Raw genomic sequence first — 20,477 nt, 5'->3', positions numbered from 1 at the left:
AAGCCCGATAGTTTTAGCACAATCAAATGGCAACTCCTGGGCCGCGAGACGGCACGATCCAGCCATGCAGCAGGCGCTTCAGGGCCTCCAAGGCCAGCAGCACCACGGCCCCTAAAGCCAGCGCCACGGCCAGCAAACCCGCCCCCGGCCAAGCGAAGCGAAACACCTCACGCAAGGGCGCAATACCCAGCGCCAGGGCAAGCAGCGCCAGCGTGCCGCCCAACATCAACCAGAGCAGACGATTCGGCCGCAACCAAGCCCGCACCATGCCGCCGGTGGTCGAACGATTGGCCAGGATCAAGGCCATATTGCAGGCCACCAAAGCGGTGAACGCCAGCGCGCGAGCCTGGGCTTCATCGACGTCCGCCGCCAGCAGGGCCGCAAACCAGCCGCCCACCGCCAGCAGCAACACACCGCCCTGCAGAAAGCTCCAAAGCATCAGGCCAGGGGAGAACAAAGGAGCGGCCGGGTCTCGCGGTGGCCGCTGCATGACATCCGGCTCTTCCGGTTCGGCCTCAAAAACAACCGAGCACACCGGGTCGATCAGCAACTCCAGAAAGGCAATGTGCACCGGCGACAAAATCACCGGCCAACCCAGCAGCAAGGGCAGCAGCGACAGGCCGGCAATCGGCACATGCACGGCCAGCACAAAGGCCATCGCCTTGCGCAGATTGTCGAAAATGCGCCGCCCCAGCCGCACCGCATGCACGATGGATGCAAAGTTATCGTCCAGCAGCACCAGGCTGGCGGCTTCGCGCGCCACATCGGTGCCACGCCCGCCCATGGCGATGCCGATGTGGGCGGCCTTCAGCGAGGGTGCGTCGTTGACGCCGTCGCCGGTCATGGCCACCACCTCGCCTTGTGCCTTCAGCGCCTCCACCAGCGCCAACTTCTGCGCCGGTTTGATGCGGGCAAAAACCTGCAGTTCCTGCACCTGCCGCTGCAGTTCGACCGCGCTCAGCTGCGCCATGTCCGTGCCGGTCAGGGCGCGGGCCGCACCACCGTGGACGGCCAATCCCGCCTGCGCGGCGATGGCCAAGGCGGTGGCCGGATGGTCGCCAGTGACCATCAAGACGCGCAGCCCGGCGGCCCGACATTCAGCGATCGCCGCAGGCACCTCGGGCCGCAGCGGGTCGGCAAAGGCCACCAGCCCGAGCAGGGTGAAGGCAAAGCCCGTCGGATCGGCCGGCCAGGCCTGGCCGGGCTGATCGGATTGACCGGCTTGAACCGACTCAGCACCCCACTCCGCCTGCGCCACCGCCAGCACCCGCAGCCCACGTGCGGCCATGGCCTCGGTCTGCGCCACCACGCCGCTCACCTGCTCAGCCGACAGCCGGCACAGCGCCAGCACCGACTCAACGCCGCCCTTGATGGCCACCGCATGCTTGGCCGACTCGGTCTTCCACACATGCGTCATCGCCGGCAGACTGGGGCTGAGCGCGTACTCATGCACCAGCTGCCAAGTCGGATGCAAGGCGGCCGCCGGTAGCTGAGCCTCAGCCAGCTCCAGCAAACTGCGCTCCATCGGGTCAAAGGGGTCACACTCGCTGGCCAAGACGGCCCATTCCAACAAGGCATGCAAGGCTTGCGGCAGCTTAGGATCAGCCGGTGTCCAGCTTGGCAGGGTCACCTGGCTGTCGCCCGTGCCCCAGCCGCTCAAGGCCGCCACGGCCATCTTGTTGAGCGTAAGCGTGCCGGTCTTGTCGGTGCACAGCACCGTGGCCGAGCCCAAGGTCTCGATGGTCGCAGCGCGGCGGGTCAAGACCTGCTGGCGCGACAGGCGCCAAGCGCCCATCGCCATGAAGACGGTCAGGATCAGCAAGAACTCCTGCGGCAACATCGACATGGCCAGGGTGATGCCCGCCAACAGGCCGGTCAGCCACTCGCCACGCGCCAGGCCATAGATCAGCACCAGCAGCAGGCTCAAGCCCAGCCCGATGACCGAGAAGATGCGCACCAGCCGTCGCGTTTGTTGGTGCAAGGGGGTGGGCGGCGTCTCGATCTCGGCCAAAGACTTGCCGATGCGGCCGATTTCGGTGCGTGGCCCGGTCGCCGTGACCCTCGCCCGCCCCTGCCCGCCGACCACCAAGGCGCCGGCAAACACCTGGTTCTGCTCAGCGGGCGGCTGCCCGGCCGCAAGACTGCGCTTAGGTACCGGCAAGGATTCACCGCTGAGCAGCGACTCGTCGCACTGCAAATCATTGGCTTGCAGCAACTGCGCGTCGGCGGCGACGCGGTCGCCCTCGCTCAATAACAGCAGATCTCCACACACCAATTCCCGACCGGCGATCCGCACCGTTTCGCCGTCACGAATCACCAGAGCCCGCGGGCTGGTCAGGTCGCGCAGCGCCTCCAGCACGCGCTCGGTGCGCTGCTCCTGGCCGACGCTGATGGCCACCGTCAGCAACACAAAGGCCAGCAGCATCAGGGCCTCGCCTCGATCACCCAAGAGCAAGTAGGTCGCGCCAGCCGCCAGCAACAGTTGCAACATCGGTTCGCGCGCCAGATCGGCCAGGATGTGCCAAACCGTCCGTTTGTGCGGCGGGCCCAGCTCGTTCGGCCCCTGTTCCGCCAAGCGTTGCGCGGCCTGGGCTTGACTCAGGCCGGCGTCGGGGTCAGTCCTTGCTTCGTCTTGCATGTCAATCATTGTCGGCTTGTGCCAAGTCAAGACACTGACATGGCTCAAAGAGCCGCGTACACGTCCTTAAGACCGCCCTAAGCTGCGGCTCGCAAGATCTCGTTCATGAGACAAGCACTTCACCTCTTCGCCCTGCTGCTCTGGCTGCCCAGCCTGGCAAGCAGCGCCGCGCCGGCTGACTTGTTGGCCGAGTACAGCGCCGAAGCCGGTCGCCCCGCCAACCCGCAACAGGGTCAGCGTTTTTTCACATTGACCCATGGCGGCGAATGGAGCTGCGCCTCCTGCCACCAGGCACTCCCCACCACGGCCGGGCGCCACGCCGGCACCGGCAAGACGCTGGAGCCCCTCGCTCCAGCCTTCAATCCGCAGCGCTTCTCCTCGTCGGCCAAGGTGGAGAAGTGGTTCCGGCGTAACTGCAAGGATGTGCTGAGCCGGGAGTGCAGCGCGGCCGAGAAGGCCGATGTGCTGGCTTGGTTGATATCACTCAAACAATGAGGAGACCGCGCATGAAAACCTCTCTTTGGCCCTGGCTGGCCTTGAGCCTGCTGGCCGCCAGCGCTGCCGCGCGGGGCGATGACGATGGCCCGCGTGGTCCGCGCCTGCCCCTGCTCCCCAAATACCAGCAGGAATGCGCGGCCTGCCACCTGGCCTATCCACCGGGCATGCTACCGGCGGCCTCCTGGCAGCGGCTGATGGCCACCTTGCCCAAGCATTTCGGCACCGACGCCTCGCTCGACGCCGCCAGCGTGGCCGAACTGAACCGTTGGTTGTTGGCCAATGCAGGCAGCGCCAAGCGCGAACGCAAGGAGGCGCCACCCGAGGACCGGATCACCCGCTCGTCCTGGTTTGTCCGCCAACACGATGAGGTGGCCCCGGCGACCTGGCGACGCGCCAGCATCAAGAGCGCCGCCAACTGCGCCGCCTGTCATCCCCAAGCCAATCAAGGAGATTTCAATGAACACCGCGTCCGCATCCCCAAGTAACTCCGCGCCATCGGCTGCGAGCAGCACGGCCGGCCGCCGCGTCATCGACGCGCCCACCCGCGCCCTGCACTGGCTGCTGGCGCTCAGTTTCAGCGGCGCCTACCTGAGCGCCGAGAGCGAGCGCTGGCATTTGCTGCACATCACGCTGGGCTATACCGTGCTCGGCCTGGTGCTGACACGGCTGGTCTGGGGCCTGCTCGGGCCCAAGCGCGTCAGCCTGGGCAGCTGGGGCAGCAAGCTGCGCGGCCTGCCGCAGCAGGTGCTGGCCTGGCCGCAGGGGCGCGGCAATCCGCTCGCCAGCTTTCAGGGCCTGAACACCTTGGCCGTGGTGGCGCTGTTGCTAGCCACCTTGACGGCCGCCCTGAGCGGGCTCGGTTTGGAGCAGCAATGGGGCGGCGCGCGCGTCGAAGACCTGCTGGAAGAACTGCACGAATGGCTGGGCAATATGAGCTTGGCAGTGGTGCTGGCCCATCTGGGGCTGATCTTGGGGATCAGCCTGCTGCGCCGCCAGAACCACGCCTTGCCGATGCTGAACGGCCGCATGCCGGGCAAGGGCCCCGATCTGGTGAAACGCAATATGAATCCACTGGCCTGGCTGCTGATCGCCGTGGTGTTGGGCTTCTGGTACTGGCAGTGGCAACAGCCGCCCGCCAGCCCCAATGATCGACCGAGCATCGGCGCCCGCCATCATAGCGCGGACGATGAGGACGACTGAGCCAATAATCACCGCATGCGAATCCTGCTTGCCGAAGATGATGCCCTGCTGGGCGATGGCCTGCGCGCCGGCCTGCGCCAGCAGGGCTTTGTGGTCGACTGGGTGCGCGACGGTCTGGCGGCCGAGCGCGAGTTGCGCGCCGAGACCGCGCGTTATGCCGCCGCCGTCTTGGACCTGGGGCTGCCCTTGAAGGACGGATTGGACGTCTTGGCTGGCCTGCGACGCGATCAGATCACGCTGCCGGTGCTGGTCTTGACCGCCCGCGACGCGGTGCCAGACCGGATTCGCGGCCTCGACCTTGGCGCCGATGACTATGTGATCAAGCCCATCGACCTGCACGAGTTGGGCGCGCGCTTGCGAGCGCTGGTCCGCCGAGCCCACGGTCAGGCGCAGGAATTGCTGCGCGCACAAGACGTGGTGCTGGACCCGGCCGCGCGCACGGTGCGGCGCGGCGACACGCCGATCACGCTGTCGACGCGGGAGTTCGACCTGCTGCAGGTCTTGATGCTGGCCGCCGGCCGCGTGCTCTCGCGCGAGCAGCTGGAGCAGCAGCTCTACAGCTGGGGCCAGGAGGTCGACAGCAATGCCATTGAGGTGCATGTCCATCACCTGCGCCGCAAGCTCGGGGCCGAGCTGATCCAGACCATTCGCGGTGTCGGCTACCTGTTGCTGCGCGAGACCGCCAAACCATGAAGGCCCCCACCTCTTTGCAAGGGCGCCTGCTTGCGGGCGTGCTGAGCCTGGTGCTGCTGGTCTGGCTCAGCATTGCAGCGACGGTTTGGATCGACACGCGACACGAACTCGATGAACTGCTGGACGGCCACCTCGCCCAAGCCGCCGCGCTGCTGGTGGCGCAACAGTCGGCCGAGACCGAGAGTGATGAGCGCCCGATCGACGCGCCGACCCTGCACCGCTACGCCAACAAGGTGGCCTTCCAGGTCTTTCACGAGGGTCAGTTGATGCAGCGGTCGGCCAATGCGCCGGCCGCACCGATGGTGAGCTTTGACGAAGGCTTTCACGAAGGCTTGCGCAGCACGGTGATCGAAGGCCAGCGCTGGCGCGTCTTTGCCGCCTTTGGGGCCGAGCGCGATGTGCAGGTCTATGTGGGCGAGCGCATCGATTCGCGCCGCTCGATCCTGTGGGCGGTGTTGCGCGGCGCCTTGTGGCCCTTGTTGCTGAGCCTGCCGCTGCTGGCCCTGGCGGTGTGGTGGGCGGTGCGGCGTGGCACGGCGCCTCTGCGCCAACTGGGCGAGCGTCTGGCCGGCCGCTCGGCGCTCGATCTGGCCCCGCTCACCTTGACCGAAGCCCCCAGCGAAATGAAGCCGATGCTGCAGGCCATGAACGGCCTGTTCGAGCGCATCACCGCGCTGATGCTGGCCGAGCGACGCTTCACCGCCGACGCCGCGCATGAGCTGCGCATGCCGATTGCCGCCATCCGCGCCCAGGCCCAGGTGGCGCTGGCGGAAGGCGACGCCGAACTGCGCCGGCATGCGCTGCAAGCCACACTGCTCGGCTGCGACCGCGCCACGCGCCTGGTCGAACAATTGCTGACCTTGGCGCGGCTGGAAGGCGGGGAACGGCCGACCCGCCAGACGCTGGACCTGGCCCGGCTGCTGCGCCAGGTGTTGGCCGACCTGGCGCCCACTGCCCTGCAAGGCCGGAAATCGCTGAGCCTGGATGAAGCGCCCGCGACGGCCGAGCTACAGGGCAACGAGCCCTTGCTGAGCGCCCTCTTGCGCAATCTGGTCGACAACGCCTTGCGCTACAGCCCGGCCGGTGCGCGCGTGGAACTGCGCTTGCAGGCCTTGAACGAGGGCGGCGGCGCCGCTGCCGGACATGAAGGCTGGCTGCTGCGGGTGGAAGACAGCGGCCCGGGCATGTCCGACGAAGAACTGCAGCGACTGGGCGAACGCTTCTACCGCGTGCTGGGCCATGAGGCCAGCGGCAGCGGTCTGGGTTGGGCCATCGCCCAGCGCATTGCCGAGCTGCATGGGGCCAGCTTGCAGGCCAGCCGGAGCGAGCGGCTGGGCGGTCTGCAGGTCACGCTGCGTTTGCCCAAGAAAGCCTGAAGTTCCCCCCCCCCCCGCCATCCAGTGTCGCGGCGGGGGCAGGCTGGCAAACAAACGCTCAGTTCAAGCGCAACACGCCGGGATAGGGCTCCCACATCTCGGCTGGCCTGCTTGGTCATCAAGGCGTCCTCCGTCACCAAGCGGCGTCCGGTGTTGCGCCCGCTGCTGTCGTAATCGAACACGAGCAGGGCCTGAAAATTGGCCATGGCCAAGTACATGGCCTTGTTGGCGGCCGCATAGCTGCCGCCAGAGACGATACGGTGGGCGTTACCAAAGCCTGGCTGAGCCGGGCTCAGGCTTCCACGACGACCTTTGGCCAACGCCGGGAATACTGCTTTTGCGCCGTGCGCTGCTGAAAGGTTTGAAGGCTCACGCGTGTCGGATTCCTTCTGATCTTGATGCTGAAAAGATCCTCCAGGCCCCACGGGGCAATGATCTGAATCTTCGACTTGGCGTCGAGGGCAATGCCCACCGAAGTCGCATACTCCGGCCAAGTGGCCACGGCTTCCTGAAGAGAGCGCAGCGGCTGAACCGGGTGTCCAAAGTAGCTTTCGAACCAGAGGTGCACGGCCGCTTCATTCGTGACTTCCCAAGGGGTGCCAGGCGCTATTGCCTCCAGTTCAGATTGCAGTTTCGCCTCCGTCTTCGGATTCAAGTCGTCTGCGTCGAAGTAGGCCACATCAACATCCGTGAGTGGCGACGGTTCTGTGTACCCGTGGAGTCGATCCCAAACAAGGTTTCTCACTGCACCAGCGCCAATGCACCAAGACGCCAGATGCATCGATGCCACGGTGGCCAGCGCCTTCATGAACCAGGGAGAAGTTTCAACGATCGCAATGAGTTCTTGGCGGCGGCGAGCCTCTGTCGATGGCATCGGTGACATAGGTGGCGTGAGGAGCGATGTGTGGGCGACTGACAGTGTCAGCCTGACATTGGAGCATGTGCACGCCCCAACTCCTGATCCGGCCCGAGAACCTCCCGCCCGTTACGCGCCTCTTGCCCATATCCCCAACCCCGGCTCTGCATTCAGCAAGCGCAAGACCCAGCCCCCTTCGCGCAAAATACCCCCATGGACTGGCTTCGCAAACTCCCCGGTTATCAGCAGCGCTCTCCCAGCGGTCTGGAGTGGCGGCTCTTGAAGGCCTTGCCGCGTTGGCTGGCGGCGGGGACTTTGGGCCCTTTGCTGGCGGCCTTGACCATGCATGGCTGGCAGGCCTTGCAACCCAGCCCCGACACGGCGCTGGCCCTGAACGCGCAACTGCGCCAGCTGCAGCTGTTCGACTACGCGATGTGGGGGCTGGTGTTCACCGTCTGGTCCCTGGCGCTGACGGTCACCTGCGGCTGCGTCATCGTTTGGATGATGAAGGGGCCGGCCTATGTGGCCGATGGCTACGAGGTCTCGCACAGCGATCATCCGCTGCCTTGAGTCGCCCGGCTCAGTCCCTCGCTAGGGCTTAGGGCGCAGTTCCCGCAAAGCGTCGGCGGCAATCCAGCGGGCGCTTTTCTCAGGCCGCAGACTCAGCTTCTCGGCCAGGGCAATCGACTCGGGCCGCAGCAACGCCGAGCGCTTGCCGATTTGCCGCAGCGCCCAGTTGACCGACTTCTTGACGAAGTTGCGCTCATCATCGGCGGCCGCCGCAATCAAGGGCAGCATGGCGATGAAGTCGGCGTCGGGGCGCTGCTTGTCATGCACCGCCATGACGGCCAGCAGCGAGAACGCGGCACGCTTGACGAACTCCTGCGGCTGCACGGCCCAGACCGGCAGGCGCGCCCAGGCCAAGGGGCTGCGCCGAAAGGCATTCAAGCAGGCTTGGTCACAGACATCCCAGGCCTGCATGCCTTCGGTCCAATGGTCCATCTGTGCCGACGTGAAGCGGGCCGGCTCGGCCAGCAGGCTGGCGAGGATTTGCGCATCGGGGATGGCCGTGTCCCACAAGGCCAGGGCCAGACCATGATCCGGGCCGATTTGCTTGCCCAAGGCGCGCAAGTTGGGCACCGACAAGCCCAGGCGCTGGGCGCCGGTCAAACCGAAACGAGCCATCGCGTCCAATTGGTCGGGGCGCGCTTGCGCCTGCAGCAGACCCAGCACTTCCGGCAATGACAGCGCCATCTGCGCTCCTTTCTTTCACCCACGACAACGGCGGCGACCCCGCACTGTAGGGTTCGCCGCACTGATACAGCGCAGGCATTGTGCGCCGGTGCTGTACCTTGGCGAACAGCACCGCGGCGAAGACAGTAGAGGCCTCGCTGTAGGAGCCCAGACCATGTTGTTGTCCCCGACCGAATTGCTGCCACTGATGAGCTATTGCTTTGTGATGTCGGGCACGCCGGGGCCCAACAATGTGATGCTGGCCAGCTCGGGCGCCAACTTCGGCTATCGCCGCGCGCTGCCGCTGATTTTGGGCATTCAGGTCGGCGGCGCCTTGCTGACCTTCATCACCTGTTTGGGCCTGGGCAGCCTGTTCACCGCCTTCCCGGTCTTGCACCAGGTCCTGCGCGTGAGTGGTGCGCTCTATCTGATCTGGCTGGCCTGGAAGCTGGGGTCGATGTCGGTGGCCGACGCGGCCAAGCCGATGACGATGATGCAGGCGGTCTTGTTTCAGGCGGTCAACCCGAAGAGCTGGGTCAAGGCCATCACCCTGGCCTCGGTCTTTATGCCGGTGGGCCTGAGCGCCCCGGTCGGCGCGGTCTTGGTGACCCTGACCGGTGTCTTGGTCGGGCTGCCGGTCTCCTCGACCTGGGCCTTGTTTGGCGTGGCGATCCGCCGCTTTCTCAAAGACCCGCTGAAGCGCCGCATCTTCAACCTGACGATGGGTGGCACCTTGTTGGTTCTGGCGATCAGCTTCTTGCGCTAATCTCGCCCTGTGTTCTCCCTTGACCGCAACTCCCCCACCCCCCTGGCCGACCAGATCGAGCTGCGCCTGCGCGAGCTGATGGCTGACGGCCGCCTGCCTGCCGGCTCGCGCCTGATGTCGATCCGGCAGCTGGCCACGCAATTGGCGGTCAGCCCGAATACCGTCGTCACCGCCTATGACCGCCTGGTCGCGCTGGGCATGATCGAGTCGCGCGCGACGGCCGGCTACTTCGTCAGCGAAGCGCGCCACAGCGCCCTGCCCGATATGGCGGCGCTGGAGGCCGGCGACGAGCAAGAAGGCGTCTGGCTGGCCCAGCAGGCGAATGACCAGCGCGCCGGTGTCTTGCTGGCCAGCAGCGGCGCGCTGCCGCCGAGCTGGCTGGAAGATGCGGTGCCGGCCGCCGCCGTGCAGCGCGGCCTGGCCCGGGCCAGCGCCGGCATGGCCTCACGCTGCCCGCCGCAGGGCCTGCCCGAGTTGCGCGAGCGCATAGCGCTGATTCTGCGCGGCATGGGCATCGCCACCGATGCCGGCCGCATCCTCACCACCTATGGCGGTACCCACGCCATCGATCTGATTTGCCGCGCTTTTTTGCAACCCGGCGACACGGTGCTGGTGGAAGACCCCGGCTACTTCCTGATGTTCGACCGGCTGCGCAAGGACGGCATTCGCATCGTCCCGGTCAAACGCCGGCCCGACGGGCTCGATCTGCAGGAGCTGGAGGCCGCCTGCCTGGCGCACCGCCCGCGTCTGCTGTTCGTGCAAACGGTGCTGCACAACCCGACCGGCTGGAGCAGCAGCGCCGCCAATTTGCACAAGCTGCTGGTGTTGGCCCAGCAACATGGTTTTCTGATCGCCGAGGACGATGTGCAAGGGCACTTCCACCCGGGCCACGCGACCCGCCTGGCCAGCCTATCGGGCCTGGACCGGGTGATCTACTACTCGAGCTTTTGCAAGGCGCTGAGCCCCGCACTGCGGCTGGGCTATATGGCCGCCGACCCGACGCTGCTGAAAGCGCTGATGCGCGAGAAGATCTACTCCGTGCTGACCACCTCGGCGCTGCAGGAGTACGTGATGCTCGAGGTGCTGGCCGCCGGACGCTGGCGCAAGCATCTGGACCGCTTGAATGCCAAGTTACTGGCAGCGCGCCACAGCAGCTCCAGGCAGCTGAGCGAGGCCGGCATCACCCTCGACCACCCCGGCGAAGGCGGCCTGTTTCTGTGGGGCTCGGTACCGGCCGAGGTGGATCTGAACCTGTTGGTGCAGGACGCCTACCGCAACAAGATCTTGCTGGTGCGCGGAGCCACCTTCTCGGCCGATCGCGCCTTTGATTCACACATCCGTTTCAACGCGGCCTTCAGCCAGCAACCGCGCCTGGCCGACTATCTGCGCGAACGGTTGCAGGGCTTGGCCGGCGCCAAGGCGGCCTTGGCGCGCGCCGGAGCCGGAGCCGCCACCGACCACTGAGGTTGGTAGGCGCAGCGGCCAGGCGGACAAAGGCCGCATGCTGGCCGCGTGTTGGCCGCTCCTCCTTCGCTCAATCCGCGAGGGAGAGGGAGAACCAGTTCAGCTTCGCACCCTCGTCGATGGCACGGATGCGCAGCAGATGGCGACCCGCCTCCAGCTTGAGCAAGTCTGGCCCGACCAGGGTTTGCCAAACCTTCGTGCCGCCGGTGTTGGGCACGGCCTGCGTCAAGGCCGGCTCCCCATCGACCGCCAAGGCCAGGCCCTTGCTGCCGTCCTTGCTGGCCACGCGGTAGGAGACTCGGTAGCTGCCGCTGCGAGCGACCTCGATGCTGTATTCGGTCCAGCCGTCTTTGGCCATACCGGCAGGGCCGGTCAGGTTCAGGCCGCCCTGGCCATTGGCATCTTCCTTGTCTTCCCCGGGCGCCACTTTGCCGACGGTAAGCAGCTGCATCTGGTTGAAGTCTTCCGCCTGGATCAGGCCCGGCACCGGGTGCACCTGGTCGGCCGTGACTACCGGCGCGCTGAAGCCGCTGAAACGATCGCGGTTGACGGCCACCAGCACATAGCTGTGCTTGCGCGCCGGCGCGCTCTGGTCAACATAGCTCAGGTCCTTGAGGTCGGCGGCGATGCGCGTGTAGTCGCCGCCCAGGCTGTCACTGCGGTAGAGGTGGTAGCCCAAGACCTTGGGGTCGGCGCTGGCCGTCCAAGACAGACGCGGCGCGCCGCTGTTGGCCCCCGCAGCCACGCCTTGCGTCAGCTGCAAGCCCTGTGGCGGCTGCGGGAAGGGCAGCAAACTCTTGCGCCGTGCCCGCTCCGCCGCCTGAGCGCGGGCCAGCTCCTTCTCGAAGGCCTGCGCCGTGGGTGCAGGGCTCCGGTCGGCGGCGCTGTCCAAGCTCTGGGCCAGACGGAAGCCCTCGATCACACCGATCCAGTCAAGCGGCGCCGCGCCGCGCATGGTGACGGAGTTGCCGCGCCAATGCCAGGCACCCCCGCGCATCGCGCGCATATTGCAGTCGCCGCTCTGACGCGCGCTGCCGTCCGCCGGCGCGCCCTGGTAGTTGTCGACCCAGCAATCCTGCAGATACTCGGCCGCATTGCCAATCAGGTCGTGAATACCCAAGGGGTTGGGCTTGTACATGCCGACGATGCTGGCGAAGCCGGCGCCGTCATCGCAGTCCGAAATGCCGCCCATGAAGTCGGTGTAAGTGGCACCAAATCGCGCCATGCCGGCGTGTTCGGCCGATTGGTCGGACACATTGGCGTATTCACAAACACGCTTTTGGTCGAGGTCCTCGCCAAAGGGGAAGCCAGGCTTGCCGCGGCCGGCGCTGGCCGCGTATTCCCACTCGGCCTCGGTCGGCAAACGATAGCTTTTGCCCGTTTGCTTTGACAGCCACTGGGCATAGGCGTCGGCACCGGCCCAGCCGATGCACACGGCCGGTTGGTACTCACTGTCGGTCAAGGCGTTCTTGTCCCAGGAGCCGGACGTTGGGCCCAAGCCAAACCAACCCTGGATCGGCTGGTTGATGCATTGATCCGGTGCCTTGTAGCCGGTGGCCTCAACAAAGCGTCTGAACTCGGCCACGGTGACCTCGTACTTGGCCAGCTTGAAGGCTTTGAGCTTGACCTTGTGGATGGGCAAGGCCTCGGGGGCGGGCGCCGCGTCGCCGCCATAGGCTTTGCCACCGCCCATTTGGAATTCGCCGCCCGGCACGCGGACCATGGGCGGTTCGATATAAGAAGTGGGCGCCGCGAAGGCTTGGGTGCTCAGGCCAAGGAGCGATAAGGCCAGGATGTGGGGTGTGTTCATGCCCGCATTCTGCGAAGCGGGCTGCCGGCTCGCTTGGGCTTGCGACGAAGCCGGCGAAAGCGCGGATGAGTTCGGTCAGCGAGCGATGGAATCTGGCCGCGGCCCCAGGCCCTGAAGTCCTACTTTGCGGCTGGATGCGGCGTGTCCTTGTGGCCGCGTCGGCGCAGGTAGGAACTCATGAAGCCCAGCACGGCGCAAAACAAAATCCGGCCAAAGAACCAGCCGACATCGCCCCGCTGCAGGTCCTCAAAGTAGCCCCATACTAGGCCAACCGCACCGGCAAGCAGCGCCGAGACCAGATGATGCTTCATAGGGTCGTGCCGCCCTATTGTGTTCAGACCGACTTCGCGGAATTCATCTCTGAGCGGCCGCTACATGGCGGGCAAAGTTATCGAGGATGGCTTGCCAGCCGCTGCGCTGCTGCTCTTCGGTATGGGTGTCTTCGCCGTCGAAGCTGACCGTCACGGTGACGCCGCCGGAGGCCTCCACAAAGTCGACACGCGCGTTGCGCCCGCCGAAGCTGTATTCGATGCGCTGCAGCGGCACGATGTCTGTGTACTCACCCGCGAAGTCAAAGCCAAACGAGCCGTCCTTGGCCTCCATGCGCGAAGAGAACTTGCCGCCCACCCGCAGATCGACCGTCGAGGCCGTGGTGTGCCAGTCCGGCGAGGCGGTGTTCCAAACCATGATGTCCGCCGGCGAGCTGTAGGCCCGCCAGACTTCGGCCAAGGGCGCAGCAACCTGGGTCGAAACAGTGATTTTCATGAGGCCTCCAAATGGTTTGCTGCGCAGTGTATGCGCCGGTGTCAAACGGCCGACTGAGCACTAGCCTGCTCGAGCTCCAAGCGACGGCGCCTTGCCAAAAGCAGCACCAACAAGGTCGCCGCGGCAAGCAGCCAGGAGAAAGCGGCCCGCCCTCTCTCGTCGCCAGCATCGTGACAAAGAAGCACGGCCATCAGGCAGAGCAGCAGCGCCGAGACCTTGGACAGCCACCAAAGTCCCGCTGGGATGCGCGCCTGCGCACCCGCTTTGAGCCGCATTCGCAGACCAAGCACGGTACTGCCGATCTTGGCCGCCATGGCCAAGAAAAAGCCCCAGGAAACCAGACCCATGGGGCTGAGCGAGCTCAGCCTGAGGTAGCTTTCAAGGTCCATGCTGTCCACGCTTGGGCTGGTGCGTTTCGGTCACGACGCTGACTCAGGCCGCCGCGCCGGCCGGCTGAGCAGCAGCGCTTGGCGCCTCGGCCGCAGCATCCGGCAACAGCACCCGCCCAAACAAGAACTTGATCGTCAGCAGCAACAGGCCGGCCGCTGCCACCAGGACCGCGTGCAGGCCCCAGAACTGGGTCCCCGGCATTTCTTCCAACAGGCCGGCCAACCAGCCGACAAAGGAGTTGCCCAGGAACAGGTGCAGGTAATAGACGCCGATCATCAGGCCGGCCAGTTGGCGCGGCGCGGCGCGTGCGTACAGCGCCAGGCCGACCGGCAGGATGTTGGCGAAGCCAAGGTTGTTCAGCAAGGTGTAGCCAATCGTCCAGATGAAGCTGACGCGCTGGTCGGTGCCGGCAATCGACGCGGCCGCTAACACCAGCAAGGCCGGTCCAGAGGCGGCGACCAGCGAACCCACGGCCATCTTGGTCAACTCATCGGGCTCGCGCCGACGCGTCGCCCACCAGCGCCAAAAGGCCAGCGAACCGAGCATGGTGCCGGTGCTGGTCAGCGCATCCACCGCCTGCAGCCAGGTCACCGGGACTTGCCAGCCAAACAGCAGCAGGTCCATATGCTTTTGCGACCAGAGCGGGAAGGCGTTGTTGTATTGCTGGTTGCCGACGATGGACAGCATCAGCACCGGGATCATCGCCAGCAGCAGCACCAAGCGGCCCTTTTCCTGGGCGCTCATCGGCAGCTTGGCTTCGGCGGCTTTCGCCGCCTCGGCCTTGTTGAGCCGCGGCGCCTCGGGCGGCAGGTAGCGGCGGCCGGCCAGATAGACCACCAAGCCAATCACCATGCCGACGCCGGCCGAGCCAAAGCCCCAGTGCCAACCGACCTTCTCGCCCAGGGTGCCACAGACGATGGGCGCTGCGATCACCGCGATCTGTACCGCCAGCATGAAAATCTGGAAGGCGCTGGCGGCACGCTTGTCGCCGGGCCCATAAAGGGCACCGACCTGGGCCGCAATATTGCCCTTGAAGCAACCGACGCCGAGCAACAAGCAGGCCAAGGCGGCCAGGAAGCTGGCTTCAAAGGCCATCAAGAAGTGACCCAGCGCCATCAGGCTGGCGCCGATGACCACGGTCTTGGTGCGCCCCAGCAGTCGGTCGGCCAGCAGGCCCCCGAACAAAGGCATCAGATAGACCAGGCCGGCATAGAGGCCGAACACGACCGACGCCAGTTGCTGCGGCGAGCGTGGGCCGATCAGACGCTCAATCTGGGCGCGCAAGGCGTCCATGCCGGCCACATTGCCGATGTTCTCGGGCAGGAACAGGTAGTTGCTGAGGTAGATAACCAGCAGCGCCTGCATGCCGTAATAGGAGAAGCGCTCCCAGAGTTCGCAAAAGGCCAGCCAGCCGAGGCCGGCCGGGTGGCCAAGAAAGGCGCGGTCGCTGCGGGCGCGAACGGCGTCAGAGGTCGTAGAGGTCACGGCAAGCTTGTAAATATATTAAGAAGCCGCGACTGTCTCCGAAAACGCCGTTCTCCACAAGCCGTGTTGTCCTGGGGGCACGCGCCCCGCCGTGGCCTCTCGAACGGGCCAGCGGTTTACTTCAGCTGCCCGAGTTGCTCAATCACCCGGCTCAGGCGGACTTCGGTTTCCTTGCCCTTGTCCAGCGAGCGAACGGCAGCGTCTCTGTAGTTGCTGACCAGTCCGCTGAGGAAGTCTTCCTGCTGCTGCATCAGGCCCAGGTGGATAAAGCTGTCCTCCACCTCCTTGGCGAGCGACTCAAACAGACCCTGCACCTCGCGCGACTGTGCGTGGTTGCGTTCTGAAATGTCGGCCAGCGTCAGCCGGGTCATGCCAACCATCTTGATGACCTTGTCGTTCAGTTCGCGGATGGCACGCTCGTTGTCGAGGGCGATCACCTTGGTGCAGGCGCCCTCGATCAGCAGCGCCACGTTATCGATGGCACGGCCATAGCGCTCGGACAGGTCCGGGTCCATATCGGCCGGCCGTGTCATCGGCAAGTCGCGCAGGAACAGGATGATGCTGCCGAAGTTGAAACCGGTATGTGGGCCGAGCGGGCGGATGTGTGGGTCCAGCCCCTGCGCGGCCAGGTGGTCGAGGATTGATTGCTCCAGCGCGGTGCAGGCGACCTTGCTGTTCAAGGAGATCACACCCAGCTGGCCCTTGATGCGGATGCAGCCATCCAGCCCGTAGCGCTCCAGCGACTCGAACAGATTGGCGGCAATGCTGGGGTAGTCGACACAGCCGTTCAGCTTGCGCTGGAAGTCCAGCACGACGCCGACTTCGCCGACCATGTCGGCGCTGCTCATCACCGCATTGACGGCCTCGTTGAGCTGCTGGCCCAGGTCGCGCCGCGAGGCCGAGGCGGCCAGTTGCCGCTCGATCTTGGCGATCAGCTCCGGCATCTCGAAGGGCTTGCAAACGTAGTCATCACCACCGGCCGAATAGCCGAGCAAACGCTCCTCGATGGAGGTCAAAGCGGACAGAAAAATCACCGGTGTGCCGGCCGCACCCGAGGACCGCAGCTTGCGGCAGGTCTCGTAACCGTCCATGCCCGGCATCAGGCAGTCCAGCAGGATCAGGTCGGGCGGCGTCGGGCCATCGACGATTTCAAGCGCTTCAACGCCGCCGGGCGCGGTCTTGATGTTGTAACGGTCGCTCAGCAGGGCTTCCATCAGCTCCAACATGTCCGGCGAATCATCGACCAGCAAGAGGGTCGGCAAAGCGGCATTATGTGAATTCGCGTTCATGCTGGCTTTCAAGCGAATGGACTTGAGACAAAGACGAAAACACCCAACGCCGGTCTTCGACGCTGGAGGCGGCGGTCTTGCCGATCCTCAATACCGGGCTTGGGAGCCCAACACCGAGAAAACCCGGCTCCGATCTATGGCATCTAGCTTAGCGCGGAAAAAGCGGCCGAGACAATGCCCGAGCAGTTAAAAAGCTCCGCAGTCTCCCGCTAGTTCTGGGCACCGGCCGCAAGGGATCGAAGGGATGCCAGCGGCCAGGCTCATTCACATCAAGCCGGCCAGGGCTGCTGGCCTTCAAACAGCGGCTGCAGCGGGCGCGTGCCGGCATAGACCGCGTCGAACAACTGTTTGATGCGCGGGACTTGGCGCAGTTCCGGGCGCGTCAGCAGCCACAAATCGCTGCGCCAGGCCTTGGGCGGCGTGGCAATCACCCGACACAGCGTCGGCTCGGTGTCCCCCAAGTAGCAAGGCAGCACCGCCAAGCCGGCGCCGGCCTTGACCAGACCCAAGACATTGACATGGCTGTTGCTGCGCAAGACTGTCGAGGCATCCAGCCCCTGTTTCAACAGCCATTTGGCGGAGTCCAGATGGGCAAAACTGTCATCTCCGGCAATCCAGGGGTAGTCGGCCAAGTTGTCCGGGGTGGCGCCGCCAATCTTGCGCGAGCGGTAGACGGTCGATTCGATGCGGCACAAACGCCGCGCCACCAGGGTGTCGGGCGGGCGCCCACCGGCGCGAATGGCCACATCGGCCTCGCCCTTGCCGAGGTCATGCAAGGTGGTGCTGGTGTTGATCTGCAATTGCACCTGCGCCTTTTGTTGATAGGCGGTCAACAGCGGCGGCAACACGGCATGCATCAGCGTGTCGGTGGTGGTCAGCCGCAACACGCCGCCGGGCCAGGCGGCGCGGCTACCGAGCCGGCGCGTCACCACGCCCAACTCCAACTCAAGGGCGCTGGCCACCTGTAGCAACTCATCGCCGGCGGCGGTCAGCGCATAGCCAGCGCGGGAGCGTTCGAAAAGCCGCACCCCCAACTCGGCCTCCAAACGCTGCAGATGGCGAAACAAGGTGGCATGGCTGAGCGACAGCGATTGCGCCGCCGCCGTCAGCGAGCCGCCGCGGGCAATGTGCAAAAAGCTGCGCAGATCATCCCAGCTGCCGGCTTGGGCCTTCATTCAATTCCTGCCTTAATTCGCGTCGATATGGCTTGCAATTTTGACATGCTGGTTTGCAAAAACAGAGCAAGCAAAGAGCCCGTAACTTCCTAGACTGCCCGGCAAGCACAGCGACTCCATTGATCATCATGAACACAGCCATGACCACAACCAACGCGCTCGGTTCGGCGCAAGACTTCGACTTCTTCGTCGGCACCTGGCAGGTACGGCACCGCCGCCTCAAGGAGCGCCTCAAGAGCTGCCAGGACTGGGAGGAATTCATGGGCCGCTGCGAGATGCGCAAGACCCTCGGCGGCCTCGGCAATGTGGACGACAACCTGCTCGAGTTGCCCGCCGGCAGCTACCGCGCGGTGACGCTGCGCAGCTTCGACCCGGCCAGCGGCCAATGGTCGATCTGGTGGCTGGACGGCCGCTCGCCCGGTCGGCTCGATGTGCCGGTGGTGGGTAGCTTCAGCGAAGGCGTTGGCAGTTTTTACGCCGACGATGAACTGGACGGCCGCGCCATCCGGGTGCGCTTTCAATGGACCTTGCCCGCGCCCGACCAGCCACGCTGGGAGCAAGCCTTCTCGGTCGACGGCGGGCAAAGCTGGGAGAGCAACTGGGTGATGGACTTCGAACCCACGGCCACGCCATGAGGGTGGTCGAGATCCGCAGCTACCGCCTGCAGCCCGGCAGCAGCGCGCGCTTCCACGCATTGGTCATGCAGCAAAGCCTGCCGCTGATGGAGGCAGCCGGCATCGACGTGCTGGCCTTCGGGCCCTCGCTGCTCGGCGACGAAGGCTACTACCTGATTCGGGCCTTCGCCGACCTGGCCGATCTGCAGGCCTCGCAAGACGCTTTCTACGCCAGCACCGCCTGGCGCACCGGGCCGCGCCAAGCCATCATTGAACTGATCGAGTCGGACAGCAATGTGGTGCTGGCGATGAGCGAAGCCGCCATAGATGGCTTGCGCCGCATCCAGGCTGCGGTTTGACATCGCAGCCCGGAGAGGAGGCTGTGTGGCTAGGCCGTCACTGGCCCAGCCTTCATGCAAGGCGTTTTAACCGCGCCGACGACGTGCAACGCCCAGGGCCAGCAGTGCCAAACCGGTCAGCGCATAGCTGGCCGGCTCGGGAACGGCATTGCCAAAGGCTTGAACGTTGATGTCGCTGGCCTTGTCCCAGCCCCACTGCGCGGAGCTCCATGAACCACCATAGGTCATGCTGCCACCATTGATGGTGGCCCACAGCAGATTGCCGTCAGCACTGTCTTGAGGAGACCCACTTTTCGCCGCGTTGGACGCATGCGAAAACGGCGATGGATACTGCCCACCAGTGCCATCCAAAAAGAACTGGAAGGTCTCACCGGCGGCCAAGGTGATGTCAACTGCGAAGTCGATCTGTTGAATCGAATAGAACTTGCCGGAATAGCCCTGGTAACCCGAGCCGTCGATATAAGTGGCGTTGGTGATGGCGCCGGCACCCGGCAGAAGCGACAGAGTCGATCCAGCGACACCGCCCCACAAGGAAGCAGAAGTGATGCTCGGCTCGACGGCCCACACGCGAATCGACGACAAGCGCCAGGTCTGCGCACTCGTGTTGGTGAAGCTGTCACCATCGACCCAATGCTCGCCGGCATCGCCCAAGGGCTCGGTCCAAGACACATTGCTCCGATCTGCACCGGCTGCGTTATTCAAATTGATGGTCGGCAGGCCCCGATCGACCAGCAGCGTCGGTGCGGCTTGAGCCCCGGCCGCAGCCAATGCCAGACCCAAGGCCAAGCTGGCGTAGTTGTACCTCTTCATATTCTGTTTCCCTTCATTCATGACTTTGATCAATAGCAAGTAAACGCCTCAAAACAAGCTTGTCGCAGGAGGCGGAAACAATGCATGTCTCCGCTTGCAAGGCGTTGACGCATGATTTCAAAGTTAGCTTATGGGATACAGATTCGCTTGAACCCCTCTATTCAAGGGGAATTTCGGGCAAACACCGAGCGAGCACAGTCAGCTCTGTGCAAGCAGGTGATCCATCTGTTTCAAAGTGACGCAAGTCGCTGAAAAGCAGCTTAAAGGGAGAGTTACCCCAGCTCGCTCAAGGCCCACGATGCAACATCAAACCCGCCAGGGCGCAGCTCATCGCTTCGCGCTTGGCGGCTGGCAGGCGCTCATGCAGCCAGACGGTGCCGGGGTAGCTCAGACCCAAGGCGGCCACCGGGCCTGACGGGCCATCCAGACGGTAACCATAGAACGGTTCGTCATCCGCGACAAGGCGCCCGTTGACGTCGTAGCGACCGAGCGGATATTCGGTACCGTCCACGGTGATCAGCAGGCGCACCGGGTTCGAGCCGGCGGCGCCCTGCCAGCCGGAATCGCTGGCAATGCTGAGGGTCGAGTTGTGGCCATCTTGCGTGCGGCAGTCGCAGGCGAAATTGGCCTTGTAGCGCTGCAGGGTCACGGCGCTGAACAGCGGCACCGAAGTTTCGTGCGACTTGCTGGAGCATTGGGCGGACACCTCGGTGCGGCCCGAACTGCCGCCGACCATGCGGTAACTGAAGCCACCACGCTTGTTCTCCACCTTGGCCCCGCCGATCTGGAACGAACCGCCCGAACTGCTGTTCTTGCCCTCGATGCCAGTGACGCGATAAGGGCCCAGATCGAAGGACTCATCCACCAGCAAGCCGGTGGCGCGGCTGCGGTTGGCCGCGGCCAGCGTCAGGCTCTGGCCCTCAAAGCCGGCCGGCGCCTGCATCACCACCGGCGTGCTGCTGCAAGCGCCCAACCAAGCCAAGAGCGACAGGCTGCCGCTCAGCAACCATGCCCTCTTCCCTGTTCGTGACTCTGTCTTCATCGTCGTCCTCACCC

At 65.1% G+C, this 20,477-nt stretch carries 22 protein-coding genes; 10 read left to right on the top strand and 12 right to left on the bottom strand.

Translation table 11 applies throughout. The features are described from left to right. Positions 1-22 precede the first annotated feature (22 nt). Positions 23-2,668, bottom strand: coding sequence for a cation-translocating P-type ATPase (locus WG899_RS03820; RefSeq protein ID WP_339594713.1), 2,646 nt, complete (start codon positions 2,666-2,668; stop codon positions 23-25). 75 nt (positions 2,669-2,743) lie between these two features. On the opposite strand from WG899_RS03820, the gene WG899_RS03815 reads away from it, so the two are divergent. From WG899_RS03815 to WG899_RS03795, 5 genes are read left to right on the top strand one after another with little or no spacing between them, the layout of a single operon-like run. Next, entirely contained in the window at positions 2,744-3,133 is a 390-nt protein-coding gene (locus tag WG899_RS03815) for a DUF1924 domain-containing protein (protein WP_339594296.1), read from the top strand. 11 nt (positions 3,134-3,144) lie between these two features. Then, on the top strand, positions 3,145-3,621 hold the full coding sequence (locus tag WG899_RS03810) for a diheme cytochrome c (RefSeq protein WP_339594295.1): 477 nt from the start codon (positions 3,145-3,147) through the stop codon (positions 3,619-3,621). Further along, on the top strand, positions 3,593-4,336 hold the full coding sequence (locus WG899_RS03805; RefSeq protein WP_339594294.1) for a cytochrome b/b6 domain-containing protein: 744 nt from the start codon (positions 3,593-3,595) through the stop codon (positions 4,334-4,336). Before WG899_RS03810 ends, WG899_RS03805 begins: the two co-directional genes overlap by 29 nt. A 15-nt stretch (positions 4,337-4,351) precedes the next feature. Then, the gene (locus WG899_RS03800; RefSeq protein WP_339594293.1) at positions 4,352-5,029 is read left to right on the top strand and encodes a winged helix-turn-helix domain-containing protein; all 678 of its coding nucleotides are present in this window, start codon (positions 4,352-4,354) and stop codon (positions 5,027-5,029) included. After that, a complete protein-coding gene (locus WG899_RS03795) occupies positions 5,026-6,405 on the top strand; it encodes an ATP-binding protein (RefSeq protein WP_339594292.1) in 1,380 nt (459 codons plus the stop codon). Before WG899_RS03800 ends, WG899_RS03795 begins: the two co-directional genes overlap by 4 nt. Positions 6,406-6,697: 292 nt before the next feature. Here WG899_RS03795 and WG899_RS03790 read toward each other — a convergent pair whose 3' ends face one another. Next, positions 6,698-7,279, bottom strand: a complete 582-nt coding sequence (locus WG899_RS03790) for a nucleotidyltransferase family protein (RefSeq protein ID WP_339594291.1) — start codon at positions 7,277-7,279, stop codon at positions 6,698-6,700. Between the two features lie 195 nt (positions 7,280-7,474). Between WG899_RS03790 and WG899_RS03785 the strand changes: the two genes are divergently transcribed. After that, positions 7,475-7,831, top strand: coding sequence for a hypothetical protein (locus WG899_RS03785; RefSeq protein WP_339594290.1), 357 nt, complete (start codon positions 7,475-7,477; stop codon positions 7,829-7,831). 21 nt (positions 7,832-7,852) lie between these two features. On the opposite strand, the gene WG899_RS03780 is transcribed toward WG899_RS03785, so the two are convergent. Then, positions 7,853-8,515: a DNA alkylation repair protein gene (locus tag WG899_RS03780; RefSeq protein ID WP_339594289.1), complete on the bottom strand. Its 663-nt coding sequence runs from the start codon at positions 8,513-8,515 to the stop codon at positions 7,853-7,855. Positions 8,516-8,669: 154 nt separating this feature from the next. On the opposite strand from WG899_RS03780, the gene WG899_RS03775 reads away from it, so the two are divergent. Together WG899_RS03775 and WG899_RS03770 are read left to right on the top strand one after the other, a co-directional pair. Beyond that, entirely contained in the window at positions 8,670-9,260 is a 591-nt protein-coding gene (locus WG899_RS03775; protein WP_339594288.1) for a LysE family translocator, read from the top strand. A 9-nt stretch (positions 9,261-9,269) separates the two neighbouring features. Then, positions 9,270-10,724, top strand: coding sequence for an aminotransferase-like domain-containing protein (locus WG899_RS03770; protein ID WP_339594287.1), 1,455 nt, complete (start codon positions 9,270-9,272; stop codon positions 10,722-10,724). Positions 10,725-10,794: 70 nt separating this feature from the next. Here WG899_RS03770 and WG899_RS03765 read toward each other — a convergent pair whose 3' ends face one another. From WG899_RS03765 to WG899_RS03735, 7 genes are all read right to left on the bottom strand, one after another. Next, positions 10,795-12,534: an SUMF1/EgtB/PvdO family nonheme iron enzyme gene (locus WG899_RS03765; protein ID WP_339594286.1), complete on the bottom strand. Its 1,740-nt coding sequence runs from the start codon at positions 12,532-12,534 to the stop codon at positions 10,795-10,797. 119 nt (positions 12,535-12,653) lie between these two features. Continuing rightward, positions 12,654-12,845, bottom strand: coding sequence for a hypothetical protein (locus WG899_RS03760; RefSeq protein WP_339594285.1), 192 nt, complete (start codon positions 12,843-12,845; stop codon positions 12,654-12,656). Between the two features lie 43 nt (positions 12,846-12,888). After that, complete coding sequence (locus WG899_RS03755) at positions 12,889-13,299, bottom strand: SRPBCC domain-containing protein (protein WP_339594284.1); 411 nt, start codon at positions 13,297-13,299, stop codon at positions 12,889-12,891. A gap of 41 nt (positions 13,300-13,340) precedes the next feature. Then, positions 13,341-13,688 carry a hypothetical protein gene (locus WG899_RS03750; RefSeq protein WP_339594283.1) on the bottom strand — a complete coding sequence of 116 codons (348 nt, stop codon included), beginning with the start codon at positions 13,686-13,688 and terminating at the stop codon, positions 13,341-13,343. 43 nt (positions 13,689-13,731) lie between these two features. Continuing rightward, positions 13,732-15,174: a peptide MFS transporter gene (locus WG899_RS03745; protein ID WP_339594282.1), complete on the bottom strand. Its 1,443-nt coding sequence runs from the start codon at positions 15,172-15,174 to the stop codon at positions 13,732-13,734. 116 nt (positions 15,175-15,290) lie between these two features. Next, the gene (locus tag WG899_RS03740) at positions 15,291-16,463 is read right to left on the bottom strand and encodes a response regulator transcription factor (protein WP_339594281.1); all 1,173 of its coding nucleotides are present in this window, start codon (positions 16,461-16,463) and stop codon (positions 15,291-15,293) included. Positions 16,464-16,732: 269 nt separating this feature from the next. Beyond that, a complete protein-coding gene (locus WG899_RS03735) occupies positions 16,733-17,638 on the bottom strand; it encodes a LysR family transcriptional regulator (RefSeq protein WP_339594280.1) in 906 nt (301 codons plus the stop codon). A gap of 140 nt (positions 17,639-17,778) precedes the next feature. Between WG899_RS03735 and WG899_RS03730 the strand changes: the two genes are divergently transcribed. Next, the gene (locus WG899_RS03730; protein WP_339594279.1) at positions 17,779-18,273 is read left to right on the top strand and encodes a DUF1579 domain-containing protein; all 495 of its coding nucleotides are present in this window, start codon (positions 17,779-17,781) and stop codon (positions 18,271-18,273) included. Continuing rightward, the gene (locus tag WG899_RS03725) at positions 18,270-18,611 is read left to right on the top strand and encodes an NIPSNAP family protein (RefSeq protein WP_339594278.1); all 342 of its coding nucleotides are present in this window, start codon (positions 18,270-18,272) and stop codon (positions 18,609-18,611) included. Before WG899_RS03730 ends, WG899_RS03725 begins: the two co-directional genes overlap by 4 nt. A 66-nt stretch (positions 18,612-18,677) precedes the next feature. Here the strand turns inward: WG899_RS03725 and WG899_RS03720 are convergent, their stop codons facing one another. After that, positions 18,678-19,421 carry a PEP-CTERM sorting domain-containing protein gene (locus WG899_RS03720; RefSeq protein ID WP_339594277.1) on the bottom strand — a complete coding sequence of 248 codons (744 nt, stop codon included), beginning with the start codon at positions 19,419-19,421 and terminating at the stop codon, positions 18,678-18,680. Between the two features lie 286 nt (positions 19,422-19,707). Next, positions 19,708-20,427, bottom strand: a complete 720-nt coding sequence (locus WG899_RS03715; protein ID WP_339594276.1) for a hypothetical protein — start codon at positions 20,425-20,427, stop codon at positions 19,708-19,710. Positions 20,428-20,477: the final 50 nt, after the last annotated feature.

The organism is Paucibacter hankyongi (genome assembly GCF_037482915.1).
GTDB classification, from domain to species: domain Bacteria; phylum Pseudomonadota; class Gammaproteobacteria; order Burkholderiales; family Burkholderiaceae_C; genus Paucibacter_A; species Paucibacter_A hankyongi.
This window is presented reverse-complemented; position numbering and strand designations above follow the sequence as displayed.